Origin of the sequence: Streptomyces sp. Y20, from assembly GCF_043195475.1 — a bacterium.
In the GTDB taxonomy this organism is placed as follows: Bacteria; Actinomycetota; Actinomycetes; order Streptomycetales; family Streptomycetaceae; genus Streptomyces.
Window position 1 is genome coordinate 260,672 of sequence record NZ_JBIDDP010000007.1, and the last position, 13,792, is coordinate 274,463.

The following is a 13,792-nucleotide window of genomic DNA, read 5'->3' on the forward strand; positions in this document are numbered from 1 at the left end:
TGGTTCTGCCTCTCTCCGGCGGACCATAGCGCTCCGACGCCGCTGTGTGACCAGTAAGTAACGCGGGTCACGTCTCATTTGACGGACATCACACCGGCAGGGGTCAGGACGGCCCACGGACGGCGTAGTTGAGGACCTTCTCGCCCAACAGGTCCTCGATGTCGCCCAGGAGGACGAGTACGTCTCGCGACACTTCGGCCGGTTTGTGACCGGCGACCATGCGGCGGCCGATCACCTCGAAGACCGTCCGGTGGATCCAGCAGATCTGACCGGCGATCAGGTCGGGCAGCGGGTCGTCGCCGTCGGCGCCGGTCTCCTCGCGCAGGACCGTCTCCAGATTGTCGTGGATCTCCTGCTGGAGGCTCCACAGCCGGGAGCGCAGGGGCGGGGCCTCCTGGATGACGCGCATGAAGCGGTCGTAGCCCTCCATCAGGCCGACCCGCGGCGAGACGGCCTCGACCTCCTGGCGCAGTTCGCGCAGCACGGCCCGGGCGGCGGACTCGCCCGCGTCCCGGCCCCGCACCCAGCGGGCCAGCCGGTCGACCACGCCGGCGGAGCGGTCGAAGAAGAGGTCCTCCTTGGCGGGGAAGTAGTTGTAGACGGTGTTGACGGAGACGTCGGCCGCCTCGGCCACGTCCGCCATGGTCACCGCCATGAAGCCGCGCTCCACGAACAGTCCGGTGGCGATGTCCGAGATCCGCTGCCTGGTCTCGCGCTTCTTCCGCTCCCTGAGCCCCTCTGCCATGCCGTCATCGTAGGACGCCCGAAGGTTCATGGGGATTCAACAATTTTGGTGACGTTGCAAAATTGGAGGGAGTCTGTTTTCCTTCGGTCATGGCAGCAGTCATCAGTACGGCGGGCCTCGCCCGCACCTTCCGGACGAAAGCCGGACCCGTCGACGCCGTCCGCGGCATCGACCTCACCGTCCACGCGGGCGAGATCCTCGGGTTCCTCGGCCCCAACGGCGCGGGGAAGACCACCACCCTGCGGATGCTCACCACCCTCCTGAGACCCACCGGCGGTGCCGCCGCCGTCGCCGGGCACGACTTGGCGACCGATCCGGCCGGGGTGCGCCTGGCCAGCGGTTACGTCGCCCAGTCCGGCGGGGTCGACCCGCAGATCACCGTGCGGGAGGAACTGGTCACCCAGGGCCGGCTGTACCGCCTGCCGAAGGCGGAGGCGGTGGCGCGCGCCGGGGAACTGGCCGCGGAGCTGGATCTCACGGCGCTCCTGGACCGGCGGACCGGCACACTCTCGGGCGGCCAGCGGCGCCGCCTGGACATCGCCATGGCCCTCACCCACCGCCCCGAGGTGCTCTTCCTGGACGAGCCGACGACCGGCCTGGACCCCGGCAGCCGCGCCGACCTGTGGGACCTGGTCCGCCGGCTGCGCGACCGGCACGGCACGACCGTCTTCCTGACCACGCACTATCTGGACGAGGCCGACGCCCTCGCCGACCGCCTGGTGATCGTCGACCGGGGCACGGTCGCCGCCGAGGGCACCCCGGGCGCGCTCAGGCTGCGCTACGGCGGTTCGGTGGACGCCACGCTCCAGGACACCTTCCTCGCCGTGACCGGCCGCGGCCCCGCACCGGCGGCCGGCACCTCTCCCGTAGCCGTATGAGACCGACAGGGACCCGCCCGATGCTCCTTCACGACACGGCCCTCGTCTACGGCCGCTATCTGCGCCAGTCGCTGCGCTCCCGCTTCGCCCTGCTCTTCGGCGTGCTCACCCCTTTGCTCTACCTGCTCTTCTTCGGCCCGCTGCTCACCGGACTCCCGCTCGGCGGGCGAGGCAGCTCCTGGCAGCTGCTGGTGCCCGGCCTGCTGCTGCAACTCGGCTTGTTCGGCGCCCTGTTCGCAGGGTTCGCGGTCATCCTGGAGAAGGGGCAGGGGGTGGTGGAGCGGATGCGGGTGACCCCGGTCAGCCGGCTCGCCCTGCTGCTCGGCCGGGTGCTGCGCGACGCCACGGTCTTCGTCCTCCAGGCGGTGCTGCTGGTACTGGCCGCGCTGGTGATGGGCCTGCGCGCGCCGCTGGCCGGCGTACTGATCGGCTTCGCGTTCGTCGCCCTGCTGACGGTCTCGCTGGCCTCGCTGTCGTACGCGCTCGGCATGAAGGTCCGCACCCCGCAGGAGTTCGGGCCGCTGATCAACGCGGTGTCGATGCCGTCGATGCTGCTGTCCGGGCTGATGCTCCCGATGTCCCTGGCACCCGGCTGGCTGGACGTGCTGTCGCACTTCATGCCGTTCCGCTATCTGGTGGACGCGGTCCGCGACGCCTACGTCGGCCGGTACGGCACCGCGCACATGCTCTACGGCGTCCTGGTCGCCGTCGGGTTCTCGGTGCTGGCCGTGACGGTGGGCACACGGGTGTTCCGGACGGCGGGGGCGTAACTACGCTGGCCGCATGGTCAATCTGACACGCATCTACACCAGGACCGGCGACCAGGGCACCACCAGCCTCGGCGACATGAGCCGGGTGCCCAAGACGGACCTCCGCATCTCCGCGTACGCGGACACCAACGAGGCCAACGCGGTCATCGGCACCGCGATCGCACTGGGCGGGCTGCACGAGGAGATCGTCACCGTCCTCACCCGTGTCCAGAACGACCTGTTCGACGTGGGCGCGGACCTGTCGACACCGGTCGTGGAGAACCCCGCGTTCCCGCCGCTCAGGGTGGAGCAGTTCTACGTCGACAAGCTGGAGGCGGACTGCGACCGCTTCAACGAGCGGCTGGAGAAGCTGCGGTCCTTCATCCTCCCCGGAGGCACCGCTGGTGCCGCCCTGCTCCACCAGGCGTGCACGGTCGTACGGCGGGCCGAGCGCTCCACCTGGGCGGCCCTGGAGGCGCACGGCGAGACGATGAACCCGCTCACCGCGACCTACCTGAACCGGCTCTCGGACCTGCTGTTCATCCTGGCCCGCAGCGCCAACCGGGAGGTCGGCGACGTGCTGTGGGTGCCGGGCGGGGAGCGCTAGCCCCCCGTGGCCCGGCCGCGTGCCGGTGCGGTCAGGAGCCGGTCCGGCCGTCGGCCAGCTCGCGCAGGATGTCGAGGTGGCCGTTGTGCCGGGCCGTCTCCTCGATGAGGTGCAGCACGATCCAGCGCAGGTCGAACACGCTGCCGTCGTCCCGCTTGCGCCGCGCCTTGGCGCCCAGGTCGTGCGCGGCGATCAGCTCGTTGTGCCGCGCGGATTCCTCGGCGTACTCGTCCAGCAGCCGGGACAGCGGGAAGTCGACGGCGATGCGCATCTCGCGGTCGGGGTCCTCGTCGGTCCAGGGGCCCTCGTCCTCCTCCCCGAGGAAGATGACCCGGAACCAGTAGTACTCGACCCAGCGCAGATGGTTGATCACCCCGCTCACGGTCATCAGCGGCGAGCCGGGGAGAGGAGCCGTGCGCGCGTCCTCCTCGGAGAGTTCCTCGCACTTGGCGCGCGCGGTGGCGCGGACGTAGTCGAGGAAGGTGGTCAGCTGGGTGCGCTCGTCCCAGGCGGGAGGCGTGTCGGTGCGTGTCATCGCGGCAATGATCCACCGGCGCCCTTGTCCATGTCGACAGGGTTTCCGGCGCCACCGGCCCGGGGCTCCCGCTTCGGGAGAAACGGACGGCTGACGGCGATGACCGGGGCGACCCCGCGGTGCCGACGGGGCTCACCCGGCGGGAGCGGGAGGTGCGGGGCCGTCTCGGCGAGGGCCTGCCGAACGCCTGGATCGGGGCCCGGCACGACATGGCGGAGGGCACGGTGAAGACGCACGTCAGCCGGTCGCCGGCGAACCGGGGCTGAGCGGCCGGTTGCAAGCGGCGGTTCCGGCAGGTGAGTTGGGGCTCCAGCGGGACATTTCCAGAATGGTCCAGACCTATTGACGAGTGGTCCAGACCTTTCTACTCTCGCAGCACTCGGGCATGGAGGCTCAGCCATGCCCCTGACACCCCCGACGACGAGGGAGGCGCAGCATGCGCTTCAGACACAGAGCCGCGGCAGGGTTCGCGACCCTGTTGCTCCCGCTGGCCGGCCTGGTCGGCCTCGCGAGCCCCGCCCAGGCCGCGAGCAACGCCACCGCCACCTACACCAAAACCAGCGACTGGGGCACCGGCTTCGGTGGTCAGTGGACCATCAAGAACACCGGCAGCTCCAGCATCAGCTCCTGGACCGTCGAGTGGGACTTCCCCTCCGGTACGTCCGTCACCTCCTCCTGGGACGCGGACGTCACCAACTCCGGAACCCACTGGACCGCGAAGAACAAGTCCTACAACGGCACCATCGCCCCCGGCGCGTCGCTCTCCTTCGGCTTCAACGGCGCGGGCTCCGGCTCGCCGTCCAACTGCAAGCTGAACGGCGACAGCTGCGACGGCACGACGGTCCCCGGTGACGCGGCACCCTCCGCGCCCGGCACCCCCACCGCCTCCTCCGTCACCGACACCTCGGTGAAGCTCGGATGGAGCGCGGCCACCGACGACAAGGGCGTCAAGAACTACGACGTCCTGCGCGACGGCAAGGTCGTCGGCACGGTCACCACCACGTCGTACACCGACACCGGTCTGACCGCCGGCACCGACTACTCCTACACCGTGCAGGCCCGCGACACCGCGAACCAGACCGGTCCGGTCAGCGGCGCCGTCAAGGTGCACACCACCGGCGGCGGCACCACTCCCCCGCCGCCCACCGGCGACAAGGTCAAGCTCGGCTACTTCACCGAGTGGGGCATCTACGGCCGGAACTACAACGTCAAGAACCTGGTGACGTCCGGCTCCGCGTCCAAGATCACGCACATCAACTACGCCTTCGGCAACGTGACCGGCGGCAAGTGCGCGATCGGCGACTCCTACGCCGACTACGACAAGGCCTTCACCGCCGACCAGTCGGTCAGCGGCGTCGCCGACAACTGGGACCAGCCGCTGCGCGGCAACTTCAACCAGCTGCGCGAGCTGAAGGCCAAGTACCCCAACATCAAGGTGCTGTGGTCCTTCGGCGGCTGGACCTGGTCCGGCGGCTTCGCGGACGCGGCCAAGAACCCGGCCGCCTTCGCCCAGTCCTGCTACGACCTGGTCGAGGACCCGCGCTGGGCCGATGTCTTCGACGGCATCGACATCGACTGGGAGTACCCGAACGCCTGCGGTCTGACCTGCGACACCAGCGGGGCGGCGGCCTACAAGAACCTGATGGCCGCCCTGCGCGCCAAGTTCGGCTCGAACAACCTGATCACCGCCGCCACCACCGCCGACGGTTCCGCCGGCGGCAAGATCGAGGCGGCCGACTACGCGGGCGCCGCCCAGTACGTCGACTGGTACAACGTGATGACGTACGACTTCTTCGGTGCCTGGGACGCCAAGGGCCCCACCGCCCCGCACTCCCCGCTCACCTCGTACAACGGCATCCCGAAGGAGGGCTTCACCACCGCCGACGCGCTGGCCAAGTTCAAGGCGATCGGCGTGCCCGCGAAGAAACTGCTCATCGGCATCGGCTTCTACGGCCGCGGCTGGACCGGCGTCACCCAGGACGCCCCGGGCGGCACGGCCACGGGCCCGGCGGCCGGCACCTACGAGCAGGGCATCGAGGACTACAAGGTCCTGAAGTCGTCCTGCCCCGCCACCGGCACCATCGCCGGCACGGCCTACGCCCACTGCGGCAGCAACTGGTGGTCGTACGACACCCCGGCCACCATCAAGGCGAAGATGGCCTGGGCCAACAGCCAGGGCCTCGGCGGCGCGTTCTTCTGGGAGTTCAGCGGCGACACCAGCGACGGTGAACTGGTGAGCGCCATCAGCAGCAACCTGTAACCGGCAGGACCGCGCACCGCGCACGAAGCCGCGTTCAGCCTCCCCCGGACCTCGTCCGGGAGCGGGTGGACGCGGCTACGCCACGTTCACCCGCTGTCCGGGCGGGGCGGCCTCCAGCCACGCGAGGAACCCGGTCAGCGCGTCTTCGCTCATGGCGAGTTCGAGATGCGCGTCCCGGTGCGCACAGGCCAGCACCACCGCGTCGGACAGCAGCGCCAGTTCCTCCTCGCCCTCGGGCAGCCGGCGGCCGGCCACCTCGATCTGCGCGCGCTCCAGGACGCGACGGGGGCGGACCGCGTAGGAGAAGACCCGGTACCACTCGATGCGGTCACCGTTGTAGCGGGCGACTCCGTAGCTCCAGCCCTTGCCGGCCCCGTCCGGTTTCTCGGGTACGCCCCAGCGCAGCGAACAGTCGAACGTACCGCCGGACCGCTGGATCAGCCTGCGGCGCAGCCCGAACAGGAACAGTCCCACCGCCACGAGCGCGACCACGATTCCGCACACAGTCAGAGCGAGGACCATCGGCACCGACCTCCTCGTCTCTCAGGCAGTGGCACCGCTGGTGTCACTGAGTAATGAAACGGAAAAAACACCCACATCTGCCTCAGCCGCGACCGGCACCGGATTGCTCCGGGCCGGCCGCGGCTGAGTGACGTCAACGTACAGCGCGGCTGGTTCAGCGCGCCGCCGCCGCGCGCAGTCGGACGTCCGCGCGGCGCTCGGCACCGGCGTCGCCCTCCGCCTTCGCGCGCTCCAGCTCCCGCTCCGTGCGCTGGACATCGATCTCGTCCGACAGCTCGGCGATCTCGGCCAGCAGCGACAGCTTGTCGTCCGCGAACGAGATGAAACCGCCGTGCACCGCGGCGACGACCGTTCCGCCTTCACTCGTACGGATGGTCACCGGGCCCGATTCCAGCACACCGAGCAGCGGCTGGTGACCGGGCATGACGCCGATGTCGCCGGACGTGGTGCGCGCGACGACCAGGGTGGCCTCGCCGGACCAGACCTGGCGGTCGGCGGCGACCAGCTCGACATGCAGCTCAGCAGCCAAGGGTGGCTCCTCGGGTCACCACCCGGCGGTAGTGCCGGGTGTTGGGGTCAATTCTAGTAGGCGTGGGTGAGGGGGCGGGACGCGCCCGCCCCCTCACCCGAGCACGAGGCTCAGGAGACGCCGAGCTCCTTGGCGTTGGCCTTGAGGTCCTCGAGGCCACCGCACATGAAGAACGCCTGCTCGGGGAAGTGGTCGTAATCGCCGTCGCAGATCGCGTTGAACGCGGCGATCGACTCGTCGAGCGGCACGTCGGAGCCGTCCACGCCGGTGAACTGCTTGGCGACGTGGGTGTTCTGGGACAGGAAGCGCTCCACACGACGGGCACGGTGGACGACGAGCTTGTCCTCCTCGCCCAGCTCGTCGATACCGAGGATCGCGATGATGTCCTGGAGATCCTTGTACTTCTGGAGGATCGTCTTCACGCGCATGGCCGCGTTGTAGTGATCCGCCGTGATGTAGCGCGGGTCCAGGATCCGGGACGTGGAGTCCAGCGGGTCCACGGCCGGGTAGATGCCCTTCTCCGAGATCGGACGGGAGAGAACCGTCGTCGCGTCGAGGTGGGCGAAGGTGGTGGCCGGGGCCGGGTCGGTCAGGTCGTCCGCGGGGACGTAGATCGCCTGCATCGAGGTGATCGAGTGACCGCGGGTCGAGGTGATGCGCTCCTGGAGGAGACCCATCTCGTCGGCCAGGTTCGGCTGGTAGCCCACCGCGGACGGCATGCGGCCGAGCAGCGTGGAGACCTCGGATCCGGCCTGCGTGAAGCGGAAGATGTTGTCGATGAAGAACAGCACGTCCTGCTTCTGGACGTCGCGGAAGTACTCGGCCATGGTCAGGCCGGCCAGCGCGACGCGCAGACGGGTGCCCGGGGGCTCGTCCATCTGACCGAAGACCAGCGCGGTCTTGTCGATGACGCCCGAGTCGGACATCTCCTCGATGAGGTCGTTGCCCTCACGGGTGCGCTCACCGACACCGGCGAACACGGAGACACCGTCGTGGTTGTTGGCGACGCGGTAGATCATCTCCTGGATGAGCACCGTCTTGCCGACGCCGGCACCGCCGAACAGGCCGATCTTGCCGCCCTTGACGTACGGGGTGAGCAGGTCGATGACCTTGACGCCCGTCTCGAACATCTCGGTCTTCGACTCGAGCTCGTCGAAGTTCGGGGCCTTGCGGTGGATCGGCCAGCGCTCGCCGGTGTAGGTCTCGTCGACGTTCAGCACCTCACCGAGGGTGTTGAACACCTTGCCCTTGGTGAAGTCGCCGACCGGCACCGAGATGGGGGCGCCGGTGTCGATGACCGGGGCCTGGCGGACCAGACCGTCGGTCGGCTGCATGGAGATGGTGCGGACCAGGCCGTCACCCAGGTGCTGGGCGACCTCCAGGGTCAGCGTCTTCTTCTCGCCGGCGTTGGCCGGGTCGGCCACCTCGACGTGCAGCGCCTGGTAGATGTCCGGCATCGCGTCGACGGGGAACTCCACGTCGACGACCGGGCCGATGACCCGGGCGACGCGGCCCGTAGCCGTCGCGGTCTCAACAGTGGTGGTCATTTATCGGTCACTCCCCGCGGTCGCGTCGGCCAGGGCACTGGCGCCACCGACGATCTCGCTGATTTCCTGGGTGATTTCGGCCTGGCGGGCCGCGTTGGCAAGGCGGGAGAGCGTGTTGATCAGCTCGCCCGCGTTGTCGGTGGCCGACTTCATCGCGCGCCGCGTGGCGGCGTGCTTCGAAGCGGCCGACTGGAGCAGCGCGTTGTAGATGCGGCTCTCGACGTACCGCGGCAGCAGGGCGTCGAGGACGTCCTCCGCCGACGGCTCGAAGTCGTACAGCGGCAGGATCTCGCCCTGGGGGGCGCTCTCCTGCGCGACCTCGTCGAGACGCAGCGGCAGCAGCCGGGCGTCGAGCGCCGTCTGCGTCATCATCGAGACGAACTCGGTGAAGACGATGTGGAGTTCGTCCACACCACCCTCGGCCGTGTCCTTCTCGATCGCCTCGATCAGAGGCGCCGCCACCTTCTTGGCGTCCGCGTACGTCGGCTCGTCGGTGAACCCGCTCCACGACTCCGCGATCTTGCGCTCACGGAAGTTGTAGTGGGCGGCACCGCGCCGGCCGACGATGTACGTGTCGACCTGCTTGCCCTCGCGCTCCAGGCGCTCGGTCAGCTGCTCCGCCGCCTTGATGGCGTTGGAGTTGAAGGCGCCGGCGAGACCGCGGTCACTCGTGAGGAGGAGGACCGCGGCGCGGGCCGGGTTCTCCGCCTCCGTGGTGAGCGGGTGCCTGGTGTTCGAACCCGTACCGACCGCCGTGACCGCGCGCGTCAGCTCGGTCGCGTACGGCGTGGAGGCCGCCACCTTGCGCTGCGCCTTGACGACGCGCGAGGCGGCGATCATCTCCATCGCCTTGGTGATCTTCTTGGTCGCGCTGACGGATCGGATGCGACGCTTGTAGACCCGGAGCTGGGCTCCCATGAGTCAGGTCCCTTCCTTACGTCACTTGGCGGCAGCGGCAGGAGTGTCCTCGCCGAGCAGCTTGCCGTCCGAGGTCTCGAACTGCTTCTTGAACTCGGCGATGGCGTCCGCGATGGCCGTGAGCGTGTCGTCGGACATCTTGGCGCCCTCGCGGATGGAGGTCATGAGGCCCTGCTCCTTGCGGTGCAGGTACTCCAGCAGCTCCTTCTCGAAGCGGCGGATGTCGGCGACCGGCACCTCGTCCATCCGGCCGGTGGTGCCGGCCCACACGGAGACGACCTGGTCCTCGGTGGACATCGGCTGGTACTGGTCCTGCTTCAGCAGCTCGACCATGCGCTGGCCGCGCTCCAGCTGCGACTTCGAGGCCGCGTCCAGGTCGGAACCGAAGGCGGCGAACGCCTCCAGCTCACGGAACTGGGCGAGGTCGACGCGCAGTCGGCCGGAGACCTGCCTCATCGCCTTGTGCTGCGCGGAACCACCGACTCGGGAGACGGAGATACCGACGTTCAGCGCGGGGCGCTGACCGGCGTTGAAGAGGTCCGACTCCAGGAAGCACTGGCCGTCGGTGATGGAGATGACGTTGGTCGGGATGAACGCCGAGACGTCGTTGGCCTTCGTCTCGACGATCGGCAGACCGGTCATCGAGCCGGCGCCCTCGTCGTCGGAGAGCTTGGCGCAGCGCTCCAGCAGACGCGAGTGCAGGTAGAAGACGTCACCCGGGTAGGCCTCACGGCCCGGCGGGCGGCGCAGCAGCAGCGACACGGCGCGGTAGGCGTCGGCCTGCTTCGACAGGTCGTCGAAGATGATCAGGACGTGCTTGCCCTGGTACATCCAGTGCTGGCCGATGGCCGAACCGGTGTACGGCGCCAGGTACTTGAAGCCGGCCGGGTCGGACGCCGGAGCGGCGACGATGGTCGTGTACTCCAGCGCGCCGTTCTCCTCCAGCGCGCGGCGCACGCCGGCGATGGTGGAGCCCTTCTGGCCGATGGCGACGTAGATGCAGCGGACCTGCTTCTTCGGGTCGCCCGTGCGCCAGTTGTCGCGCTGGTTGATGATCGTGTCGACGGCCAGGGCGGTCTTGCCGGTCTGGCGGTCGCCGATGATCAGCTGACGCTGACCACGGCCGATCGGGGTCATCGCGTCGACGGCCTTGTAGCCCGTCTCCATCGGCTCGTGCACCGACTTGCGCTGCATGACCGTGGGGGCCTGCAGCTCGAGCGCGCGGCGGCCGTCGGTCTCGATCTCGCCGAGGCCGTCGATCGGGTTGCCGAGCGGGTCGACGACGCGGCCGAGGTAGCCCTCGCCGACCGCCACGGAGAGGACCTCACCGGTGCGGTGCACCGGCTGACCCTCCTCGATACCGCTGAACTCGCCGAGGACGACCGCACCGATCTCGCGCTCTTCCAGGTTCAGCGCGAGACCGAGGGATCCGTCCTCGAACTTCAGCAGTTCGTTCGCCATGGCCGAGGGCAGGCCCTCGATCTTGGCGATGCCGTCGCCGGCGACGGTGACCGTACCGACCTCCTCGCGCGAGGCCGCGTCCGGCTTGTACGACTGGACGAAGTTCTCCAGCGCGTCCCGGATCTCCTCCGGCCGGATCGTGAGCTCCGCCATCTGGGTTCCCTGCTCTCCTTGTTGGGCCCGAAGTTTCACTTTGGGGGGTGGGGACTCCCCCCGACAGGAGGTGAATCCTCTGCACGGCCCAACCAGGGCCGTAATTACGTTCTGTTTTTCTCGACGTGGTGCCGAGGTGCTGCTAGCTCGCCATGCGGCGGGCGGCCTCGTCCAGCCGGTCCGCGATCGAGCCGTTGATGAGCTCGTCACCGACCTGCACCCGGATACCTCCGACGACCTCGGGGTCGACGTCGAGGTTCAGGTGCATCCGACGCCCGTAGAGCTTGGTCAGGGCGGCGCCGAGGCGCTCCTTCTGGCCGTCGCTCAGGGGCACCGCCGAGGTGACGACGGCGACCATGCGGTTCCGCCGCTCGGCGGCAAGCCTGGACAGGGACTCCAGTCCCGCCTCCAGGCTACGTCCACGCGGCGCGGTGGCGAGGCGCGTCACCAGACGCTCGGTGACCGGCTTGGCCCGGCCGCCGAGGAGCCGGTGCAGCAGCTCGGTCTTGGCCGGGGCGCCGGCAGCGCGGTCGGTGAGCGCGGCACGCAGCCCGGTGGCGGAGGAGACGATCCGGCCGAACCGGAACAGCTCGTCCTCGACGTCGTCGAGGGTGCCGGACTTCTCCGCGGCAGTGAGGTCGGCGATGTTCGCCAGCTCCTCGACCGCGTCCACCAGGTCGCGGGACTGCGACCAGCGGGACCGGGCCAGCCCGGACACCAGGTCGGCGGTGCTGCCGCTGACCTGGCCCCCGATCAGACGCTGGACCAGCTGCGCCTTCGCCTCGCCGGCCTTGCCCGGGTCGGTGAGGGCCCGGCGCACGCCGGCCTCGCGGTCGAGCAGCGCGGTGACGGCCGCCAGCTCGTCGGCGAGCTGCGCGGCGTCCACGGCCGTGGAGTCCGTCAGCGCGTCGAGACGCCCACGGGCGGCTGCCAGGGCCTCGCGGCTCGCTCCGTTCATCGCGTGGCCTCGGCCTTCTCCTCGAGCTGGTCGAGGAAGCGGTCGATCACACGGCTCTGCCGGGCGTGGTCCTCGAGGGACTCGCCGACGAGCTTGCCGGCCAGGTCAGTGGCGAGCTTGCCGACGTCCTGGCGCAGCGCGGACGCGGCGGCCTTGCGGTCGGCCTCGATCTGCGCGTGACCGGCGGCGACGATCTCCTCGCGCTGACGCTGGCCCTCGGCCCGCATCTCGGCGATGAGCACGGCACCCTGCTCCTGCGCCTCCTGGCGCAGACGCGCGGCCTCGTGCCGGGCCTCCGCGAGCTGGGCCTTGTACTGCTCGAGGACGCTCTTGGCCTCGGTCTGTGCGGCCTCAGCCTTTTCGATACCGCCCTCGATGGCCTCGCGACGCTCTTCCAGAACCTTGTTGATGTTCGGGAGAAGCTTCTTGGCGAGGAAGCCGAAGACGATGACGAAGGCGAGCAGGCCGATGACGAGCTCGGGGACCGGCGGGACGAGGGGGTTCTCCCCGCTCTCGGCCGCCAGTGTGAGCAGCTGGCTCATGTCAGTGCCTTCCGTCTAGGTGGCGTTCGCTGATCAGTTGATCACTGGCCGTAGACGAACGGCATGACCAGACCGATCAGTGCCAGTGCCTCACAGAAGGCGAAGCCGAGGATCTGGTTGGCGCGGATCAGGCCGGCGGCCTCGGGCTGACGGGCCAGGGCCTGGGTGCCGTTACCGAAGATGATGCCGACGCCGACGCCGGGGCCGATGGCAGCGAGGCCGTAACCGATGGAGCCGAGCGAGCCGGTAACAGCGGCAAGGGTCTGGGACATGCCAGTTCTTCCTTCTTCTTTACGGACCGGTGGGGGTTGGCCACCGGACGATGGGGGTGTGGGACGAGGCGCTCAGTGGTGCTCGGCCAGGGCGCCCTGGATGTAGGTGCACGTCAGAAGAACGAAGACGTACGCCTGAAGAGCCTGGATGAAGAGTTCGAAGGCCGTCATCACGATGGTCATGATGAAGCTGACGCCGGCGTAGGCGATGCCGATGCCGTTCAGCAGGTACCAGCTGGCGATCGTGAAGAGCAGCAGCAGGGTGTGGCCCGCGAACATGTTCGCGAAGAGTCGCACCGCGTGGGTGAAGGGGCGCACCAGCAGGTTCGAGAAGAACTCGATGACCATGGCGAGCGGCAGCACCGCACCGAGCGACTTGTCGTAGCCCGTGACGTTCTTGAAGAAGCCGACGAACCCGTGGCGCTTGAAGGTCAGCGAGACCCAGAGGATGTAGACGATCAGCGCCAGGACCAGCGGGTAGGAAATGATCGACGTCACCGGGAACTGGGCGACCGGAATGATCGACCAGAGGTTCATCATCCAGATGAAGAAGAACAGCGAGACGACCAGCGGGACGTACTTCTCGCCTTCCTTCTTGCCGATGGTCTCGTAGACGACACCGCGGCGGATGAAGTCGTAGCCGGACTCGGCGACCATCTGGAGCTTGCCGGGGACGACCTTCGGCTTGCGGAAGGCGGCCCAGAAGAAGCCGACGATGATGATCGAGCCGAGCAGCGCCAGCAGCATCGTCTTGTTGAAGTACACGTTGCTGTCGCCGTCGCCCCAGAGGGGCTGGAACAGGAACGAGTGCAGGCCGGGAGCCGGGAAGCCACAGCCGTCGAAGATGTGGCAGTCGGTCTCGAAGGCGAGCACCTGCGTCGGATCAGCACTCACCGCGGGCTCCTTCAGCGTGGCGCATAGGTACGGCAACCTCGTTGTGTCGGCGCGGCGTACGACCGCGGGTCGGCACGGGACTGGTGTTACGGATGTGGGGGCGGCTTGGGGGCATCTCGCCTCGCGATTGAGCAGGCGTCAGCTCAGATGCCCGCGCCCGCGATGCCGCAGTTGGCACCGGACGATAGCAGGAGATCTCGTGCGCCTTTATCCCGGCCCTAC

16 protein-coding genes are annotated in these 13,792 nt (G+C 68.9%); 5 read left to right on the forward strand and 11 right to left on the reverse strand.

The window, feature by feature from the left end:
- Positions 1-103: 103 nt before the first annotated feature.
- Positions 104-745 carry a TetR/AcrR family transcriptional regulator gene (locus ACGFT1_RS20025; RefSeq protein WP_373910283.1) on the reverse strand — a complete coding sequence of 214 codons (642 nt, stop codon included), beginning with the start codon at positions 743-745 and terminating at the stop codon, positions 104-106.
- Between the two features lie 89 nt (positions 746-834).
- Here ACGFT1_RS20025 and ACGFT1_RS20030 point away from each other — a divergent pair, with 89 nt between their 5' ends.
- The 3 genes from ACGFT1_RS20030 to ACGFT1_RS20040 are packed head-to-tail and all read left to right on the forward strand — an operon-like array spanning position 835 to position 2,979.
- Positions 835-1,623 carry an ABC transporter ATP-binding protein gene (locus tag ACGFT1_RS20030; RefSeq protein ID WP_373910284.1) on the forward strand — a complete coding sequence of 263 codons (789 nt, stop codon included), beginning with the start codon at positions 835-837 and terminating at the stop codon, positions 1,621-1,623.
- A 20-nt stretch (positions 1,624-1,643) separates the two neighbouring features.
- Positions 1,644-2,393, forward strand: a complete 750-nt coding sequence (locus ACGFT1_RS20035; RefSeq protein WP_373910285.1) for an ABC transporter permease — start codon at positions 1,644-1,646, stop codon at positions 2,391-2,393.
- Positions 2,394-2,406: 13 nt separating this feature from the next.
- Positions 2,407-2,979 (forward strand): cob(I)yrinic acid a,c-diamide adenosyltransferase, encoded by a 573-nt coding sequence (locus ACGFT1_RS20040; RefSeq protein WP_373910286.1) that lies wholly within the window; start codon positions 2,407-2,409, stop codon positions 2,977-2,979.
- A gap of 31 nt (positions 2,980-3,010) precedes the next feature.
- On the opposite strand, the gene ACGFT1_RS20045 is transcribed toward ACGFT1_RS20040, so the two are convergent.
- Positions 3,011-3,514: a DinB family protein gene (locus ACGFT1_RS20045; RefSeq protein ID WP_373910287.1), complete on the reverse strand. Its 504-nt coding sequence runs from the start codon at positions 3,512-3,514 to the stop codon at positions 3,011-3,013.
- A gap of 119 nt (positions 3,515-3,633) precedes the next feature.
- Between ACGFT1_RS20045 and ACGFT1_RS20050 the strand changes: the two genes are divergently transcribed.
- Both ACGFT1_RS20050 and ACGFT1_RS20055 read left to right on the forward strand, forming a co-directional pair.
- Positions 3,634-3,780, forward strand: coding sequence for a LuxR C-terminal-related transcriptional regulator (locus tag ACGFT1_RS20050; RefSeq protein WP_373910288.1), 147 nt, complete (start codon positions 3,634-3,636; stop codon positions 3,778-3,780).
- A gap of 170 nt (positions 3,781-3,950) precedes the next feature.
- Complete coding sequence (locus ACGFT1_RS20055) at positions 3,951-5,774, forward strand: glycosyl hydrolase family 18 protein (RefSeq protein ID WP_373910289.1); 1,824 nt, start codon at positions 3,951-3,953, stop codon at positions 5,772-5,774.
- Between the two features lie 75 nt (positions 5,775-5,849).
- On the opposite strand, the gene ACGFT1_RS20060 is transcribed toward ACGFT1_RS20055, so the two are convergent.
- The 9 genes from ACGFT1_RS20060 to atpB form a co-directional block, all read right to left on the reverse strand.
- Positions 5,850-6,296, reverse strand: a complete 447-nt coding sequence (locus ACGFT1_RS20060; RefSeq protein ID WP_373910290.1) for a DUF2550 domain-containing protein — start codon at positions 6,294-6,296, stop codon at positions 5,850-5,852.
- Between the two features lie 154 nt (positions 6,297-6,450).
- The gene (locus ACGFT1_RS20065; protein ID WP_121786871.1) at positions 6,451-6,825 is read right to left on the reverse strand and encodes a F0F1 ATP synthase subunit epsilon; all 375 of its coding nucleotides are present in this window, start codon (positions 6,823-6,825) and stop codon (positions 6,451-6,453) included.
- 110 nt (positions 6,826-6,935) lie between these two features.
- Complete coding sequence (gene atpD / locus ACGFT1_RS20070; protein WP_373910291.1) at positions 6,936-8,372, reverse strand: F0F1 ATP synthase subunit beta; 1,437 nt, start codon at positions 8,370-8,372, stop codon at positions 6,936-6,938.
- A complete protein-coding gene (locus tag ACGFT1_RS20075) occupies positions 8,373-9,290 on the reverse strand; it encodes a F0F1 ATP synthase subunit gamma (RefSeq protein ID WP_373910292.1) in 918 nt (305 codons plus the stop codon). It abuts the gene before it with no gap.
- Positions 9,291-9,311: 21 nt separating this feature from the next.
- Positions 9,312-10,904 carry a F0F1 ATP synthase subunit alpha gene (gene atpA / locus ACGFT1_RS20080; protein WP_373910293.1) on the reverse strand — a complete coding sequence of 531 codons (1,593 nt, stop codon included), beginning with the start codon at positions 10,902-10,904 and terminating at the stop codon, positions 9,312-9,314.
- 142 nt (positions 10,905-11,046) lie between these two features.
- The gene (locus tag ACGFT1_RS20085) at positions 11,047-11,862 is read right to left on the reverse strand and encodes a F0F1 ATP synthase subunit delta (protein WP_373910294.1); all 816 of its coding nucleotides are present in this window, start codon (positions 11,860-11,862) and stop codon (positions 11,047-11,049) included.
- Positions 11,859-12,404 (reverse strand): F0F1 ATP synthase subunit B, encoded by a 546-nt coding sequence (locus ACGFT1_RS20090; protein WP_373910295.1) that lies wholly within the window; start codon positions 12,402-12,404, stop codon positions 11,859-11,861. The genes ACGFT1_RS20085 and ACGFT1_RS20090 overlap by 4 nt, the downstream gene beginning before the upstream one ends.
- Positions 12,405-12,445: 41 nt before the next feature.
- Positions 12,446-12,676 (reverse strand): ATP synthase F0 subunit C, encoded by a 231-nt coding sequence (gene atpE / locus ACGFT1_RS20095; RefSeq protein ID WP_250967599.1) that lies wholly within the window; start codon positions 12,674-12,676, stop codon positions 12,446-12,448.
- A gap of 72 nt (positions 12,677-12,748) precedes the next feature.
- A complete protein-coding gene (gene atpB, locus ACGFT1_RS20100) occupies positions 12,749-13,570 on the reverse strand; it encodes a F0F1 ATP synthase subunit A (protein ID WP_373910296.1) in 822 nt (273 codons plus the stop codon).
- Positions 13,571-13,792: the final 222 nt, after the last annotated feature.